At 71.5% G+C, this 15,172-nt stretch carries 16 protein-coding genes; 4 read left to right on the plus strand and 12 right to left on the minus strand.

Annotated elements, in window-relative coordinates; all coding sequences use genetic code 11:
* Positions 1-44: 44 nt before the first annotated feature.
* Entirely contained in the window at positions 45-947 is a 903-nt protein-coding gene (locus GKQ77_RS14480) for an ornithine cyclodeaminase family protein (RefSeq protein WP_219689163.1), read from the plus strand.
* A gap of 82 nt (positions 948-1,029) precedes the next feature.
* On the opposite strand, the gene GKQ77_RS14485 is transcribed toward GKQ77_RS14480, so the two are convergent.
* The 8 genes from GKQ77_RS14485 to GKQ77_RS14520 form a co-directional block, all read right to left on the minus strand.
* Positions 1,030-2,631, minus strand: a complete 1,602-nt coding sequence (locus GKQ77_RS14485) for a hypothetical protein (protein ID WP_308117668.1) — start codon at positions 2,629-2,631, stop codon at positions 1,030-1,032.
* Entirely contained in the window at positions 2,628-3,227 is a 600-nt protein-coding gene (locus GKQ77_RS14490; RefSeq protein WP_219689149.1) for a sugar kinase, read from the minus strand. Before GKQ77_RS14490 ends, GKQ77_RS14485 begins: the two co-directional genes overlap by 4 nt.
* Positions 3,228-4,385 (minus strand): ROK family glucokinase, encoded by a 1,158-nt coding sequence (locus GKQ77_RS14495; RefSeq protein WP_125516047.1) that lies wholly within the window; start codon positions 4,383-4,385, stop codon positions 3,228-3,230.
* A gap of 87 nt (positions 4,386-4,472) precedes the next feature.
* On the minus strand, positions 4,473-5,282 hold the full coding sequence (locus tag GKQ77_RS14500) for an ATP-binding cassette domain-containing protein (protein WP_219689150.1): 810 nt from the start codon (positions 5,280-5,282) through the stop codon (positions 4,473-4,475).
* Positions 5,279-6,334, minus strand: coding sequence for an ABC transporter permease (locus tag GKQ77_RS14505; protein ID WP_219689151.1), 1,056 nt, complete (start codon positions 6,332-6,334; stop codon positions 5,279-5,281). Before GKQ77_RS14505 ends, GKQ77_RS14500 begins: the two co-directional genes overlap by 4 nt.
* Positions 6,331-7,344, minus strand: a complete 1,014-nt coding sequence (locus GKQ77_RS14510; RefSeq protein WP_443728921.1) for a sugar ABC transporter substrate-binding protein — start codon at positions 7,342-7,344, stop codon at positions 6,331-6,333. The genes GKQ77_RS14505 and GKQ77_RS14510 overlap by 4 nt, the downstream gene beginning before the upstream one ends.
* 95 nt (positions 7,345-7,439) lie before the next feature.
* On the minus strand, positions 7,440-8,429 hold the full coding sequence (locus tag GKQ77_RS14515; RefSeq protein ID WP_219689154.1) for a sugar ABC transporter substrate-binding protein: 990 nt from the start codon (positions 8,427-8,429) through the stop codon (positions 7,440-7,442).
* Between the two features lie 115 nt (positions 8,430-8,544).
* Complete coding sequence (locus tag GKQ77_RS14520; protein WP_372459878.1) at positions 8,545-9,336, minus strand: GntR family transcriptional regulator; 792 nt, start codon at positions 9,334-9,336, stop codon at positions 8,545-8,547.
* A gap of 168 nt (positions 9,337-9,504) precedes the next feature.
* On the opposite strand from GKQ77_RS14520, the gene GKQ77_RS14525 reads away from it, so the two are divergent.
* The gene (locus GKQ77_RS14525; RefSeq protein ID WP_219689155.1) at positions 9,505-10,509 is read left to right on the plus strand and encodes a Gfo/Idh/MocA family protein; all 1,005 of its coding nucleotides are present in this window, start codon (positions 9,505-9,507) and stop codon (positions 10,507-10,509) included.
* A gap of 47 nt (positions 10,510-10,556) precedes the next feature.
* Here GKQ77_RS14525 and GKQ77_RS14530 read toward each other — a convergent pair whose 3' ends face one another.
* The 3 genes from GKQ77_RS14530 to GKQ77_RS14540 form a co-directional block, all read right to left on the minus strand.
* On the minus strand, positions 10,557-11,012 hold the full coding sequence (locus GKQ77_RS14530) for a PaaI family thioesterase (RefSeq protein ID WP_219689156.1): 456 nt from the start codon (positions 11,010-11,012) through the stop codon (positions 10,557-10,559).
* Between the two features lie 107 nt (positions 11,013-11,119).
* Positions 11,120-11,791, minus strand: coding sequence for a response regulator (locus GKQ77_RS14535; protein ID WP_219689157.1), 672 nt, complete (start codon positions 11,789-11,791; stop codon positions 11,120-11,122).
* On the minus strand, positions 11,788-13,119 hold the full coding sequence (locus GKQ77_RS14540; RefSeq protein WP_219689158.1) for a sensor histidine kinase: 1,332 nt from the start codon (positions 13,117-13,119) through the stop codon (positions 11,788-11,790). The genes GKQ77_RS14535 and GKQ77_RS14540 overlap by 4 nt, the downstream gene beginning before the upstream one ends.
* A gap of 158 nt (positions 13,120-13,277) precedes the next feature.
* Here GKQ77_RS14540 and GKQ77_RS14545 point away from each other — a divergent pair, with 158 nt between their 5' ends.
* The gene (locus GKQ77_RS14545; protein ID WP_219689160.1) at positions 13,278-13,484 is read left to right on the plus strand and encodes a hypothetical protein; all 207 of its coding nucleotides are present in this window, start codon (positions 13,278-13,280) and stop codon (positions 13,482-13,484) included.
* Between the two features lie 51 nt (positions 13,485-13,535).
* Here GKQ77_RS14545 and GKQ77_RS14550 read toward each other — a convergent pair whose 3' ends face one another.
* Positions 13,536-14,144, minus strand: coding sequence for a dihydrofolate reductase family protein (locus tag GKQ77_RS14550; protein WP_219689161.1), 609 nt, complete (start codon positions 14,142-14,144; stop codon positions 13,536-13,538).
* Positions 14,145-14,402: 258 nt separating this feature from the next.
* Between GKQ77_RS14550 and GKQ77_RS14555 the strand changes: the two genes are divergently transcribed.
* The gene (locus tag GKQ77_RS14555) at positions 14,403-15,143 is read left to right on the plus strand and encodes a 3-oxoacyl-ACP reductase family protein (protein WP_219689162.1); all 741 of its coding nucleotides are present in this window, start codon (positions 14,403-14,405) and stop codon (positions 15,141-15,143) included.
* Positions 15,144-15,172: the final 29 nt, after the last annotated feature.

Raw genomic sequence — 15,172 nt, forward strand, 5'->3', positions numbered from 1 at the left:
CCCCGACCCCCTCCGCCGCCACGCCCTACCTCGACGCCGCCGCCATGGCCCGTCTCCTCCCCATGTCCGCCGCGATCGACGCGCTGAAAGCGGTCCTCGCCTCGGGTCTTGACCCGGAGGCGGAACCCGCGCGCGGTGTCGTGGACGTGCCCGGTGGGCAGCTGCTCATGATGCCGTCGGCCACCGCGTCGTACACGGGCGTGAAGCTCGCCACGGTGACGCCCGCCAATCCCGGCCGGGGCCTCCCCCGTATCCAGGGCTTGTACGTCCTCCTGGACGGGGTGACCCACTCGCCCCTGGCGCTCTTGGACGGCACCGCGCTGACGTCGCTGCGCACCCCCGCGGTGTCCGGACTCGCGGTCCGGCATCTGGCCGTGCCCGGCGTTCGCCGCCTGCTGGTCTTCGGGACAGGGCCGCAGGCGTGGGGGCATGTGGAGGCGGTGCGGGCGGTGCGGCCCTCCCTGCAGCACGTCGACGTGGTCGGCCGGAACGCGGAGCGCGTCGCGGCCTTCACCGACCGCTGCCGCGCTGCGGGTCTGTCGGCGGCAGCGGCGGCGCCCGAGGACGTGGCCCACGCGGACGTGGTCTGCTGCTGCACCACGGCCCGCACCCCGCTCTTCGACAGCGCGCTGCTCCCTGGGCACGCGACGGTCGCCGCGGTCGGCTCCCACGAGCCGGACGTCCGCGAGGTCGACGCCGCTCTCGTGGGCCGCGCGACGGTGGTCGCGGAGTCCCGCGCGGTGGCGGCACGGGAGTGCGGCGACCTGCTGCTCGCGGCGGGCGAAGGCGCCTTCGACATGACCCGCCTGCACACGCTGGCCGCCCTGGTCAGGGGTGAGGTCACCCCTGAGGAAGGGCGCCCGCGGCTGTTCAAGTCCGCGGGGATGGCCTGGGAGGATCTGGGGGTGGCGGCTGCCGTGTACGAGGGGTGGGCCGGACTCGGCTGAGCGGTCGGTCTCGGTGGTCCATGAGGGGTGGGCCGATCTCGGCTGATCCGGCATGCCCCGGCTGAGCCGGCCGGCGAGCGGGTCAGCCGCAGCGCGTCCCGCCGCCGTGGGGCGCAGTCAGCGCGACGTCCTCCAGCTTGACGCTCATGGCCGCCCACTTGCCCTCGCTCCCGGTCCCGTCCTGCTCCGGCTCCTGGAAGCCCCAGAGCCAGATCCGTTCCCCCGTGCTCCCGTAGGACAGGACGGGGCGGTCGGTGACGAGCGGGCCGTTGTAGACGGCGATGTCCTTGGTCAGGGGCTTCGCGCACATGAGGGTTCCGTGCAGGCCGTAGTAGCCGGGCGGGTTGCGGCCGTCCCTGACGGCGGCCTCTGCGCTGCTCTGGGCCGAAGCGGCCGTGATCAGGCCGACGAGCAGGGTTGTCACGACGTACAGAGTCGCAACCACGGGAAGGACGAAACCCGGAATGCCGTCGCCGGGAACCCGGCCCCAGTAAGTGTGGCGCGCCCATCCGGCGACGGCCACGAAGACGAGTGCGAAACCCGCGGCCAGCCCGAGCGGCTTCAGTGCCGCGTACGTCATCGAGTACGTCGTGACCGGCACCGCCTCCACGGGTATGCCGAAGCCCGTCGTCAAGTAGAGGGTGTACAGCAGGCGTCCGAACCACGGCACGACGAAGAAGAGGGGTGCGGCGACCACGGGCAGGAGCCAGTGTGCGTTCCTGCTGAACCAGGAGGGGACCAGGGCCCACCAGACCCCGGCTGCGGTCAGGCCGGCACCCACAACGCCCGACATGCCCAGCAGCGTCACCCACAACACGTCGCTACCTGCCACCGGCAGCGCCACCATCGCCCAGTAGCCGCCGATGAGCGGCATCGCCGAGATTGCCGTACCCAGAACGAGCCGACACGGGCGTGACAGGCGGCCATGCGCTATTAACCAGCCGAGGGCCTCGCCAAGAGCGAGTACCAGCGGCAGCGCGGCCCACCGCCACGAGGTCTCGAGGCGTTGCAGCACACCGCCGATGGTCAAACAGACCAAGGCGCCCGCGCAGAGACCAGCCACGCTGAGGCAGCACGCGAGCAAACCGCTCGCCGTCGTGGGATCGGGTGGTAATTGCGGCGCTCCCCCCGGCTGCTGCGACGGGTCGGGTGGGCCGTGCACCTCCTCCGTGGACGCGTCGAAGAGGCGGTCGCCGAAGCGGCTCGCGGTCAGCTCGGCGACGGCGGCGGCACGGTCCGGCGGTCCGGGCAGGCAGACCGCCCGCTGATCGTGAGCGCCGTTCAAGTACCGCGCCAGGCGCAGCACTCGCCGTGCGACGGGGCTGCCCTCCATGGGCGGGGCGAGACGGACGTGGTAGCGCGTGCGCCGCTCGCGGGGTGGCGTGCACAGCGTCGATTCCCGTACCCACAGCGCGAGCGAGCGCCGTGCGGCCAGGCGCTCCACCCGGTGCACCGCGGCCCTGCGCGCCCCGCGCCGGGCGCCGCGCAGCCGTACCTCGACGACAAGGCCGGCACGGCGCTGCCCGACCCGTTCGGCCTCGTGGGCGGTGGCCGCCCTCACCACGCAGCCCTCGGCCACGAGCAGTTCCTCGGCGAGCGCCAACTCGTCGGGGTGGTCGGGCACTTCGACGAGCAGACGGACCCGGCGGTTGAAGTCGGTTGCCCCGATGGTTTCCCTCGTCACGGCGTCGTCGTCGACACCACGTACACCATCGGATGCTCCGGATTCGCGCGGTCCACCACCACGTCCTGGGACGGCGCCGGGTCCTTCTGTTCGTGGGTCAGGCCCGACCAGGGGCCCGGGCCTGTGAACTCCCAGCCGACCACGTTCCGGTCGCGCTTGCTGATGGTCAGGTCCTTCGGCTTCAGCTTGCTCTCGGTCGTGCCGATCCGCTTGAGGAACTTGGCCAGGCCCTCGTTGCTCGTGAGGAACTGGACGTAGAGGCGGCTGGTGCGCCAGTTGTTCGTCTCGTAGTAGGCGACCTCCGCGGAGTACGGCGGGATCGGTACGTCGTACAGGCGGCGCTGCACCTTGGAGGGCCAGCCCTCGGTGAGGCCGGTCGCGGAGTACTTGTCCTCCTTGTCGCGGCCGCTGTTGCGGCTCTGGTTCGCGGAGATCACCAGGTAGCCGGCGGGGATGCCGATGAGGAGCACGATGATCGTCGCCGTCAGCCAGCGGCGGCGGATCATGTGGCGGCGGTCCTCGGTCCTGGCCCCGTCGCGGCCCGGCTCGGGGGCGCCGGGCAGATCCGGGGACGAGGGCTGGCGGGGCACGGTCATCTACAAGGTTCCCTGCGAAGTGCGGTCGTCGGTGCGGCGGGCCTCGGCGTAGCGCTCGTACCGTTCGTAGCGCTCGACGCGGCGGCGGTTGGCGCGGCGGAAGCGGCGGGCGACCAGGCGGGCCAGGTCGGCGGCGCCCACCATGCCCGCCTCGGGGCCGAGCTGGGCGCGGGCGATGCGGGCCTCGGGGCGGTAGCCGCGGCCGGTGAGGTGGCGGCGGAACGCGTCGCGGGCGGGGCCGATCAGGAGGTCGTCGGCCGCGCTGACACCGCCGCCGATCACGAAGCAGGACGGGTCCAGGGCGGCGGCGAGGTTGGCGATGCCGACGCCGAGCCACTGGCCGATGTCCTGGAGCAGCTCCACGCACATCGCGTCGCCCTCGCGGGCCAGCTCGGTGATGAGGGGGCCCGTGATGTCGGGGACGTTGCCCTTGACGCGCTCGATGATGTTGTACGCGACCGGGGAGTCGGCGGCGGCCAGTTCGCGGGCCTCGCGGACCAGCGCGTTGCCCGAGCTGTACTGCTCCCAGCAGCCTCGGTTGCCGCACGGGCAGCGGTGGCCGCCGGGGACGACCTGCATATGGCCGAACTCGCCGGCGACGCCGAACTTGCCGCGCTTGACCTGGCCGTCCTCCAGGATCGCGCCGCCGATGCCGGTGCCGAGCGTGATCATGACGAGGTGGTCCTCGCCGCGGCCCGCGCCGAAGCGCCACTCCGCCCAGGCGGCGGTGTTCGCGTCGTTGTCGACCATGACGGGGACCGCGAGGCGCCCGGAGATGCGGTCGCGGAGCGGTTCGTTGCGCCAGGACAGGTGCGGGGCGAACAGGACACGGTTGCGGTCCGCGTCGACCCAGCCGGCCGCGCCGATGCCGACCGCGTGCACGTCGTGGCGGTCCGAGAGGTCCAGGACCAGCTCGACGATGGTGTCCTCGACGACACGGGGGCTCTTGGACTTGTCCGGGGTCTCCGTGCGGAGCGTCTCCAGGATGTTGCCGTCGGCGTCGACGACGCCCGCCATCACCTTCGTGCCGCCGATGTCGATGCCGACCGTGGGGACGCGGGGCGCCGTCAAGTGGGACCGGCGCTCCCTCGTGCCCACGGTTCGCAAGACGGTGGCTCGGGCGGAGCCGCGGTGTGCGAGGTCGCGGTAGGTGCTCATTGCGGCGATTCTGCCTCACGCTCGCGGGGGCGCGCACAACGGGCACCCCGGCGGGCGCCCGCTATTGCGCCCCGTAAGGGGCGCTTGCTAGCGGTGTTCCAGTTCGTGGCGGAGGTCGTCCAGTTCGCTGCCGCCCGCCATCTCACGGGTGAGATCGTCGAGGGAGATCTCGTCGCGGGTGTAGGAACCCGACATCGTGCCGCGCTTCAAGAGGACGAAGCGGTTGCCGACCAGGTACGCGTGGTGCGGGTTGTGGGTGATCAGGACCACGCCGAGCCCGGCGTCCCGCGCGGCGGCCACGTACTTCAGGACCACGCCCGACTGCTTGACGCCGAGCGCCGCGGTCGGCTCGTCGAGGACCAGGACCTTCGCGCCGAAGTAGACCGCGCGGGCGATCGCCACGCACTGGCGCTCGCCGCCCGAGAGCGTGCCGATCGGCTGGTCCACGTCGCGCAGGTCGATGCCCATGCGCAGCAGCTCCGCCCGCGTCGTCTCGCGCATGAGGTCGACGTCCATGCGCTTGAAAGGGCCGACGCCCTTCGTCGGCTCGGAGCCGAGGAAGAAGTTCCGCCAGACCGGCATCAGCGGGACCACGGCGAGGTCCTGGTAGACGGTGGCGATGCCCCGGTCGAGGGCCTCGCGCGGCGAGCCCAGCCGCGCGTCCTCGCCCTCGATGCGGAAGCCGCCCGCGTCATGCTGGTGCAGCCCCGCGATGATCTTGATGAGGGTCGACTTGCCGGCGCCGTTGTCGCCGAGCACGCAGGAGATCTCCCCCGCGTGCACCTCCAGGGAGACCCCTTCGAGGGCGCGGATGTTGCCGTAGTACTTACTGACGTCGTCCAGCTCGACGAGCGGCGTGCGCTCCGTCAGGGGCGTCGCGTCGGTAGCTTCCGTCATTTCGTCGCCTCCGCGCGCTTGCGGACCCAGTGGTTGAGCAAGGTGGCCAGGAGCAGCATCACTCCGAGGAAGAACTTGAACCAGTCGGGGTTCCACTCGGCGAACACGATGCCCTTGCTGACCATGCCGAAGATCAGCGCGCCCACGGCCGCGCCGACCGCGGAGCCGTAGCCGCCCGTGATCAGACAGCCGCCGATGACGGCCGCGATGATGTAGATCAGTTCGTTGCCGACGCCTTCGCCGGACTGGACGACGTCGTACGAGAAGAGAAGGTGCTGGCCGGAGATCCAGGCGCCGAAGGCGACGCCCATATAGAGGCCGATCTTGGTCGCGGCGACCGGGACGCCGACCGCGCGGGCCGCCTCCTCGCCGCCGCCCACCGCGAAGATCCAGTTGCCTACGCGCGTACGCAGCAGGATCCAGGTGGCGACCGCGATCAGGGCGAGCCACCAGACGATGGTGATCTTGAAGTCGACGCCGCCGATGGTGACCGACGAGGCGAAGACCTCCTTGGCGGAGGAGAAGCCCTCCATGTCGGCGATCGACTTGGTGGAGACCGTGCCGCTGATCAGCTTGGTGAAGCCGAGGTTCATGCCGGTCAGCATCAGGAACGTACCGAGCGTGATGATGAAGCTCGGCGGGTCGGTGCGGGTCAGCATGACGCCGTTGAAGACGCCGACCGCGAGGGTGGCGAGCAGCGAGACGAGGACGCCGACCCAGACGTTCGCCGTCATCTGGTAGCTGAACATCGAGGAGATCAGCGCGGACGTCGTCACCATGACGCCCGCCGACAGGTCGAACTCGCCGCCGATCATCAGCAGCGCCACCGGCACCGCCATGATGCCGATCGTCGAGGCCGCGTAGAGGACCGTGGCGAGGCTGGTGGCCTGGAGGAAGCTGTCGGCGACGACCGCGAAGAAGACGAAGACGGCGACGGCGCCGACGACCGAGCCCAGCTCCGGGCGGCCGAGCAGCTTCTTCAGCGGCGATGTCTTCAGCAGGCGCTCGTCGGCCTTGGTGTCCGGAGCCGGCGCCGGGGCTGTGGCGGTCATCGGGTCCCTCGCTTCGCGTATTCCTCGAGCTCGGCGGCCTGGTCCTTGGTGACGATCTGCGGCCCGGTCAGGACGGGCTTGCCGCCGCCGAGCACGTCGGCGTTGTACTTGTACAGCCAGAGCAGGTCGACGGCCTGGTAGCCCTGGAGGTACGGCTGCTGGTCGACGGCGAAGCCGAGGGAGCCGGACTTCAGGCCCGCGGCGACCTTCTCGTTCAGGTCGAACGTGTCGATCTCGGCCTTGCTGCCCGCGCCCTCCTTGGCCTGCACGGCCGCGTCCGCGAAGGGCGCGCCGAGCGTGACGACCGCGTCGACGGACTTGTCGGTCTGGAGCCGGGCCTCGATGGAGGACTGCACGTCGGGCATGTTGGTGCCGGTCACGTACAGGTTCTGCATCCTGCCGTCGAAGGTCTTCTTGGCGCCCTCGCAGCGCTGCTCGTGGCCGACGTTGCCCTGCTCGTGCAGGATGCACAGCGCCTTCTTCTTGCCGCGCTTGTTCAGCTCCTCGCCGACGGCCTCGCCCGCGATCGTCTCGTCCTGGCCCACGTGGGTGAGCGCGCCGAACTGCTTGGACTCCGCGGAGCCGGAGTTCACCGTGATCACTGGGATGCCCGCCTTCTCGGCGCGGGCCAGGGCGCCCTTCATCGCGTCGGGCTTGGCCAGCGTGACGATGATCCCGTCGACCTTCTTGTCGATGTAGGAGTCCACGAGCTGGGCCTGCTGCTGGGCCTCGTCGTCATGGGCGTACAGGAACTTGATGTTGTCCTTGACGGCGGCCTGCTTGGCGCCGCTCTGGACGATGTCCCAGAACGTGTCGCCGTCGCCCGAGTGGGTCACCATGCCGAAGGTCCAGCGCGGTGTGTCCACCGCCGCCCTGCCCCCGGCGGCCGCCGCCTTGCGGGCGTCCTCGGCGCGCTTGCCGCCCGTGCTGCTGCATCCCGCCAAAGACGCGCCGAGCACCGCAACCAGTACGGCGCCCACCGCGCGTACCCCTGTCTGAACCCTTGCCACGACGCCGTGCCCTTCTTGTTCTGCTCCTCGGTGCGGCCGGTCCGGATCCCCGGCCCCGGCCGCCCAAGTATCGACCACGCGGTTCACGCGTGCGGTCATCGGGTACCGCGGGCGGTGTACTTCTCCAGCTTCGGCACGTCCTTCTCGGTGACGATCGCGGGGCCGGTCAGGACGGGTTTGCCGCCGCCGAGGACGTTGGCGTTGGTCTTGTGGAGCCACAGCTGGTCGACGGCGAGGTAGCCCTGGAGGTAGGGCTGCTGGTCGACGGCGAAGCCGATCTCCTCGGCCTTGAGGCGCTTGACGACCTCGGCGTTCAGGTCGAAGGTCGCGACCTCCGCCTCGCCGCCCGCGTCCTCCTTCGCCTTGACGGAGAGGGCCGCGATCGGCGCGCCGAGCGTCACGACGGCGTCGATGCCCTTGGTGGCCTGGAGCTTCGCGCTGATGGAGGACTGGGCTCCGGGCGCGTTGGTGCCCTCGACGTTCAGGTTCTCGACCGTGCCGTCGAAGGTCTTCTTGACGCCGGCGCAGCGCTGTTCGAGGGAGACGTTGCCCTGTTCGTGGATGACGCAGAGCGCCTTCTTCCTGCCGCGCTCGTTCAGCTCCTCGCCCACCGCCTCACCGGCCACCGACTCGTCCTGGCCGATATGGCCGAGCGCGCCGGACTCCGCGGAGTGCTCGGCCCCGGAGTTAATGGTGACGACCGGTATCCCGGCGGCCTCCGCCTTGGCGAGGACGGACTTCATCGCCTCGGGCTTGGCCAGGGTCACGACGATCCCGTCGACCTTCTTGTCGACGAACGACTGGACGAGCTCGGCCTGTCCCTTGCCTTCTTTGTCGTTGGCGTAGAGGAACTCGACGTTGTCCTTGCGGGCGGCCTGCTTGGCGCCGCTCTGCACGATGTCCCAGAAGGTGTCGCCCTCGCCCGAGTGCGTGACCATGGCGATCTTGAGGCGGGGCGTGTTCACTCCCTTGCCGCCGCCCGAGCCGTCCCCCGACGTGTCCTCGCCGTCCTTGCCGCCGGAACCGCTGCACCCCGCGAGCGCGATCGCCGCGACGAGGGCCGCGGCCGTGCGTGCTGTACGCATGGGACCACCTCTTCTCCCGGCCGCCCGAGTGCGGCTGGGGGAGTTCTAGCGGCGGGCGCGTGGCAGCGTCAATGGGTTTGTCAGAACATTCTTACGAGCGCTGGTCAGCCGGCGCCTACGGCCGTACGAGGAGCTGGAACTCGAACGAGTACCGCGAGGCCCGGTAGACGTGCGCGCCGAACTCGACCGCCCGCCCCGTGTCGTCGTACGTCGTGCGCCGCATGGTGAGCAGCGGGGCACCCGTCGGCTCCGCGAGGCGCTCGGCCTCCTCGGCGGTGGCGGCGCGGGCGCCGACGGACTGGCGGGCGCTGTGCAGGGTCAGGCTCGCCGCGCGCATCAGGCGGTAGAGGCCCGTGGCCTCAAGGCGCTCGGTGTCGAGGTCGAGGAGGCCCGTCGGGAGGTGGTTGGTCAGATACGCCATGGGCTCGCCGTGGGCCAGCCGCAGCCGCTCCACGCGGTGCACCTCGTCGCCCTCGCCGACACCGAGCGCGGCCGCCACCTCGGCGGACGCGGGCTCCAGGGCGTTGCGCAGGACGCGGGTCTGAGGGCGCTGGCCCGCCGCCTCCAGGTCGTCGTAGAGGCTGCTCAGCTCCAGGGGGCGCTTGACCTGGCTGTGCACGACCTGCGTACCGACGCCTCTGCGCCGTACGAGCAGGCCCTTGTCGACGAGGGACTGGATGGCCTGGCGGACGGTGGGCCGGGACAGGCCGAGCCGTCCGGCCAGCTCGATCTCGTTGCCGAGGAGGCTGCCCGGGGTCAGGGCGCCGCGCTCGATCGCCGCTTCGAGCTGCTGGGCCAGCTGGAAGTAGAGCGGGACCGGGCTGCTGCGGTCGACGCCGAGGCCGAGGGTCAGGGTGGGGTCGTCGACCCGCTTGTCCTGAGCTGGTTTGGCGACTGGTTTGGACACGGGCCGAGCGTAGTCCCGGTGGATGATGACGGGAAGTTCTGAAGTCCGGATGTCCGGACAGATGGTTTGTCCGGTCAGTCGGGTTGTCCGGTCAGTCGGGTTGTCCGGCGGTTCAATTGTCCTGACAAAGGATTGACAGGGCGGGGCGGGCATGGCGAGGCTGGGTCCATGCGCATCGGACTGATCGGAACGGGCCGTATCGGCACATTTCACTCCGCGGCCCTGAGCCGTCACCCCGAGGTGACCTCGCTCGTCGTCGCCGACGCGGATCCCGTGCGGGCCGCCGCCCTCGCGGCGAGGACCGGGGCGGTGCCCGCGCCCTCGGTGGACGACGTCTTCACCATCGGCGTGGACGCCGTGGTGATCACGGCGGCGACCTCGGCGCACGCCGAGCTGATCGGCAGGGCGGCGCGTGCGGGGCTTCCGGTGTTCTGCGAGAAGCCCATCGCGCTGGATCTGCCGGGCACGTTGGCGGCGCTCGCCGAGGTGGAGGCCGCGGGCACGGCGCTGCAGCTCGGCTTCCAGCGGCGCTTCGACGCGGGGTACACGGCGGCGCGCGAGGCGGTGCGGTCGGGCCGGCTCGGCCGGCTGCACACCGTGCGGGCGATCACCTCGGATCCGGCGCCGCCCCCGGCCGCGTATCTGCCGCTGTCCGGCGGGCTCTACCGCGACTGCCTGGTGCACGACTTCGACATACTGCGCTGGGTGACGGGCCGCGAGGTCACCGAGGTGTACGCGACCGGGTCCGACATGGGCCCCGCGATGTTCCGCGAGGCGGGCGACGTCGATACGGCGGCGGTGCTCCTCACCCTCGACGACGGCACGCTCGCCACGGCGACCGCGACCCGCTGCAACGGCGCGGGCTACGACGTACGCATGGAACTGGCCGGGGAACTCGACCAGTTGGCGGTCGGCCTGGACGACCGTACGCCCCTCACCTCCGCGGAACCGGCGGGCCCCGCCGCGCCCGTCAAGCCCTGGCCCGGGTTCCTCGAGCGCTTCGCCTCCGCGTACGAGGCGGAGCTAGCGGCCTTCGTCGAGGTCGTACGCGGGGAGAGGGCGAACCCCTGCGACGGCCGCGAGGCGCTGCACGCGCTGCGGATCGCGGAGGCGTGTGAACTGTCGCGGCGCGAGCGGCGGTTGGTGCGGATGAGCGAGATCACGGCGGGCTGAGCCCCTCCCCCGCCCGGCCGAGCCGACGGGGCGTCAGGCCCCTCCGGTCAGCCCGTGGAGAGCACGGTCCCCTGCGCGATGGCGCACAGCACCCCGGAGCCCTCACCTTCGCCCTCGGCGACGCTGAACAACTCGCAGCGGACCACCGCCTGGCGCCGTCCGGTGTGCGCCACGACGGCGTGGGCGACGAGCTTGGCGCCGGTCGCCGGGCGGACGTACTGGATGGAGAACCCGGACGTCAGCACGGCGGGCCCGAGCGTGGTGCCCGCGGCGAACGTGATGCTGTTGTCGGCGGCGTAGGCGAGGACGCCGCCGTGCAGGAAGCCGTTCTGCTGCTGGAGTTCCTCGCGGGCCTCGATCTCCAGCGTGGCCGCGCCCTCCCCGAACCGCGTGATGCGCGCCCGTACGAGCCTGCTGAACGGCTGTCCGTCCAGCACCTTCTGGGCCATGACGAGGTCGATGGGGTCAGGTACGGGGTCGGGTACAGGCTCAGGCGCGGTCATGCCCCCACTACTATCACCGCGCGGCAGGAGATAGAGAGCCCGTCCGGCGATTGAGGACGAACTCGGCGGAGCCGGTGATGGGCGGAGCCGATAGTCGGCGGCGCCCCTCAGGCGTCCTGGTCGAGCAGCCCCGCGTCATGCGCCAACAGCGCGATCTGCACACGGTTGTTGAGGTCCAGCTTCGTCAGGATGCGGGAGACATGGGCCTTCACCGTGGCCACGCTGAGGAAGAGCTGCGCCGCGATGTCCGCGTTCGAACCGCCCCTGCCCACCGCCACGGCGACCTCCCGTTCGCGCTCGCCGAGCGTGTCGAGCCGGGCCAGCGCGCGGCGCCTGCGGTCCAGTTGGGGGTCGGCGCCCGTCACCCGCGTGATCAGCTGGCGGGCCACCGCCGGGGAGAGGACGGGGTCACCCGCCGCGACCGCGCGGACCGCCGCGACGATCTCCGCGGGCGCCGTGTCCTTCAGGACGAACCCGGCGGCGCCCGCCCGCAGGGCGCGCAGGACCTGTTCGTCGGCGTGGAAGGTGGTCAGGACGATGACCTCGGGCGCGCCGGGGCGCTTGCGCAGGGCTTCCGTGGCGGCGAGGCCGTCCATGGCGGGCATGCGGATGTCCATCAGTACGACGTCGGGGCGCACTTCACCGATCAGCGGGGCGACCTCGGTGCCGTCGGCCGCCTCTCCGACGATCTCGATGTCGTCCGCGCCGCCGAGCATGAAGGAGAGCCCGGCGCGCACCAGCGGGTCGTCGTCGACGAGCATCAGCCTGATCGGTTTCATGACGCCCACGGTAGCCAGGCCTCCAGGTGGAATCCGCCGTCGGGGCGGGGCCCGTGGGCGAGGCGGCCGCCCGCGAGCTGGGCGCGTTCGGTGAGTCCGATCAGGCCCTGTCCGGAGCCCGGCACCTTCGGAACGTCGCCGGGCGGGGCGGGGTGGTGTACGGCGATGGTCAGGCCGTCGCCCGGTGCGCCCGTGACGGTGACGGTGACCTCGGCGCCGGGGGCGTGCTTGCGGGCGTTGGTCAGGGCTTCTTGCGCGATGCGGTAGGCGGTGCGGCCGAGGGCGGCGGGCACGGTCGCGGGGTCCGGGACGCGGCTGTCGAGGACGACCTTCATGCCCGCCTCGCGGGACTCGGCGACCAGGGCGTCCAGGGCGGCGAGGGTGGGCTGTGGGCGGCCGGGAGCGTCCGTGTCGCCGTCGCGCAGGACGCCGATCACCTGGCGCAGGTCCTGCAGCGCCTCATGGGCGCTCTCCCGGATGACGCCCGCCGCGCGGGCGATCTCGGCGCGGGGCGCGTCGGGGCGGAACTCCAGGGCGCCCGCGTGGACGCTGAGCAGGGTGAGCCGGTGGGCGAGGACGTCGTGCATCTCGCGGGCGATGGCCTCGCGGGCGAGCCGCTGGGCCTGTTCGGCGCGGAGGGCGGCCTCGTTCTCGGCGCGGATCGCGCGCTCGCGCAGGCTGAGCAGCAGCTCGCGGCGGGAGCGCACGAACATGCCCCAGCCGACGACCGCCACGGTGAACAGCGCGGCGAAGGCCACGGACACGCCGTACGACAGGTCGGCGTCGGGCCGCATCCAGTACGCGAAGGGGACGACCGCGATCGAGGCGCCGCCGATCCACGCGACGTACCGGAAGGGCCGGTGCACGGCGACGGTGAAGAGGGCGACGGCCGCCGCGCCGCCCGCCGTGTCGGAGGCCATGCCGACCGGCACCATCGCAAGGGCGAGCCCCACCGGCCAGCGTCTGCGCAGCCAGACCGCTGCGCAGGCGAGCGCCCCCAGGACCTGGTCGAACTCCGCGAGGCCCTGGGAGATGTGCGGGTTGGCGTCGACCGAGTCGGCGCCGATCACCCCGATGAGGACGGCCGCGACGAAGCAGCCGAAGTCGGCGATCCAGTCGCGCACGGTCCGCCGCGGCCTGCGTCGCGGCCCGCGTCCCGTCCGTCCTGTCCGTCCCCACCGCCCCGACCGCTCGGACCTGTCCGGGTCGAACTCCTGGGCGATGGCGGAGGGCAGCGTCCAAGGGCTCCTCGCCAGGAGCCCGGGCACTGCCTGGGGCTCGGGGGGCTCAGGAGGCTCGGGACGCCCCGTGGGTTCGGTACCGCTCATGGTCGACAAATCTACGCACGGACCGGGACCCGAGGCGGTCTCCGTACGCGATCGTCGACCAAAGTCGCTCGGGCCGCAGACTTTCGGACCGCACGCGGAACGGATCCTCGCCCCGCGGCGGATGTGCGCTCAGCAGCCGCGCGGCGAGGATCTTCGTCATGAAACGGCTACTGGAATTGTTCGGTTTCCTCTCGCTGGTCCAGGGCGCCGGCGGCGTGGTCCACGACCTCACCGACGAGCGGTACGGCTGGGGCCTGCTGCGGCGCTTCGGCCTCCTGGAGAGCTATGAGCTGTACGTGAGCATCGCGCTGATCGTGCTGGCGATCGCGCTGTTCGCCGTCGCGGAGAGCCGGAAGGAGGGCTGACCTCGCCGATGGAGGAGGGCCGGCCTCGCTAACGGAGGAGGGCCGGCCTCGCTAGTAACTGCCGTACTCCGGCCGCCCCGCACGCTCGTACGTACTGATGACGACGCCCGTGGACGTCGTACGCGACTGCGCGAGCCGGAAGGCCGTGGGCTGGCAGCCCTCCGCGAAGAGCCGCTTGCCGGTGCCGAGGGCGACGGGGAACGTCAGCAGGTGCAGCGCGTCGATCAGGTCGTGTGCCAGGAGGGTCCGCGCGAGGTTGCCGCTGCCGTGCATCTGCAGTTCGCGCCCGGGCCGCTCCTTCAGCTCGGTGATGTCCTTGATCAGGTCGTCGCGGCCGATGATCTGGGTGTTGCGCCAGTCGGCGCTGGTCAGGGTGGTGCTCGCGACGTACTTCGGCAGGGCGTTGAGTCTGGTCGCGACCGAGTTGTCGGGCTCGGTCACCGCGGGCCAGTACCCGGCGAAGATCTCGTACGTGCCGCGCCCGAGCAGGAACGCGTCGGCCTGTTCGAAGACCTCGTCGATGAACGCGCCGAAGTCCGCGTCGCCGTAGGGCACCGACCAGCCGCCGTGTTCGAAGCCTCCGCTGCGGTCCTCGTCCGGGCCGCCCGGGGCCTGGAAGACCCCGTCGAGGGTGAGGAACTGGGTGAATGTGATCTTCATGGCGAACGCCTCTCGTCGGGCCGCTGTCCTGTCATCTGCTCAGACCGTGCCATTGCATCCACTGAGACCGTGCCACTTCGTCTACTAAGACCGTGCCACCCGGCGGAAGTCATCGCCGCCGGAGAGCCCCCCGCTTCCCCCGAGGACCCGACAGCCGCGTCCGTTTACCGCCAGCCTCCAGCCGCGCGAACGCCTTTCATTGAATCCGCAAGCACTTAACGGGCGCACAGCGCTTCACCACGCGGAAGAGGTATGGACATGTCTTCTCTCAACGGCAGGACCGCCCTGGTCACCGGCGGCAGCCGCGGCATGGGCGCGGCGATCGCGCTGCGCCTCGCTCAGGAGGGCGCCGACGTGGCGATCACGTACGTACACAGCGAGGCCGCTGCCCACGAGGTCGTCACGAAGATCGAGGCCATGGGGCGGCGCGGCTTCGCCATCCGGGCGGACGCGGCCCATCCGGGGGACGCGGCGGGCGCCGTGGACCGCGCGGCCGACGACCTCGGCCACCTGGACATCCTGGTGAACAACGCGGGCATCGGCGTACTCGGCCCCGTCGGCGATCTGACGCTCGCCGATGTCGACCGCGTCCTCGCCATCAACGTACGAGGGGTCTTCCTGGCCTCTCAGACGGCGGCCGGACGGCTCCGCGACGGCGGGCGGATCATCACCATCGGCAGCTGCATCGCCCAGCGCGTCCCGGGCCCCGGCGGCACGCTCTACGCGACCAGCAAGGCCGCGCTGATCGGCCTCAACAAGGCGCTGGCGCGGGAGCTGGGCGAGCGCCGGATCACGGCGAACCTGGTGCAGCCGGGCCCGGTCGACACCGACATGAACCCGGCGGGCGGTCCCCACGCGGACGGGCAGCGCGCGTTGACGGCGCTCGGCCGCTTCGGTTCCGCCGACGAGGTGGCGTCCCTCGTCGGTTATCTCGCCGGGGACGACGCCGCGTACATCACCGGGACCGAGCTGTCGGTCGACGGCGGGCACGCGGCGTAAGAGCGAGGGGGCAGGGGACGAGGGGAGCA

This window comes from Streptomyces anatolicus, assembly GCF_019400875.1.
In the GTDB taxonomy this organism is placed as follows: Bacteria; Actinomycetota; Actinomycetes; order Streptomycetales; family Streptomycetaceae; genus Streptomyces; species Streptomyces anatolicus.

Excerpts from the sequence above, each read along its gene's own strand:
- GKQ77_RS14490 (WP_219689149.1), bottom strand. The coding sequence starts at position 3,227 with ATGACCGTGCCCCGCCAGCCCTCGTCCCCGGATCTGCCCGGCGCCCCC.
- GKQ77_RS14495 (WP_125516047.1), bottom strand. The coding sequence starts at position 4,385 with ATGAGCACCTACCGCGACCTCGCACACCGCGGCTCCGCCCGAGCCACC.
- GKQ77_RS14525 (WP_219689155.1), top strand. The coding sequence starts at position 9,505 with ATGCGCATCGGACTGATCGGAACGGGCCGTATCGGCACATTTCACTCC.
- GKQ77_RS14530 (WP_219689156.1), bottom strand. The coding sequence starts at position 11,012 with ATGACCGCGCCTGAGCCTGTACCCGACCCCGTACCTGACCCCATCGAC.
- GKQ77_RS14515 (WP_219689154.1), bottom strand. The coding sequence starts at position 8,429 with ATGCGTACAGCACGCACGGCCGCGGCCCTCGTCGCGGCGATCGCGCTC.
- GKQ77_RS14505 (WP_219689151.1), bottom strand. The coding sequence starts at position 6,334 with ATGACCGCCACAGCCCCGGCGCCGGCTCCGGACACCAAGGCCGACGAG.
- GKQ77_RS14555 (WP_219689162.1), top strand. The coding sequence starts at position 14,403 with ATGTCTTCTCTCAACGGCAGGACCGCCCTGGTCACCGGCGGCAGCCGC.
- GKQ77_RS14540 (WP_219689158.1), bottom strand. The coding sequence starts at position 13,119 with ATGAGCGGTACCGAACCCACGGGGCGTCCCGAGCCTCCTGAGCCCCCC.
- GKQ77_RS14550 (WP_219689161.1), bottom strand. The coding sequence starts at position 14,144 with ATGAAGATCACATTCACCCAGTTCCTCACCCTCGACGGGGTCTTCCAG.
- GKQ77_RS14500 (WP_219689150.1), bottom strand. The coding sequence starts at position 5,282 with ATGACGGAAGCTACCGACGCGACGCCCCTGACGGAGCGCACGCCGCTC.
- GKQ77_RS14545 (WP_219689160.1), top strand. The coding sequence starts at position 13,278 with ATGAAACGGCTACTGGAATTGTTCGGTTTCCTCTCGCTGGTCCAGGGC.
- GKQ77_RS14480 (WP_219689163.1), top strand. The coding sequence starts at position 45 with ATGGCCCGTCTCCTCCCCATGTCCGCCGCGATCGACGCGCTGAAAGCG.
- GKQ77_RS14535 (WP_219689157.1), bottom strand. The coding sequence starts at position 11,791 with ATGAAACCGATCAGGCTGATGCTCGTCGACGACGACCCGCTGGTGCGC.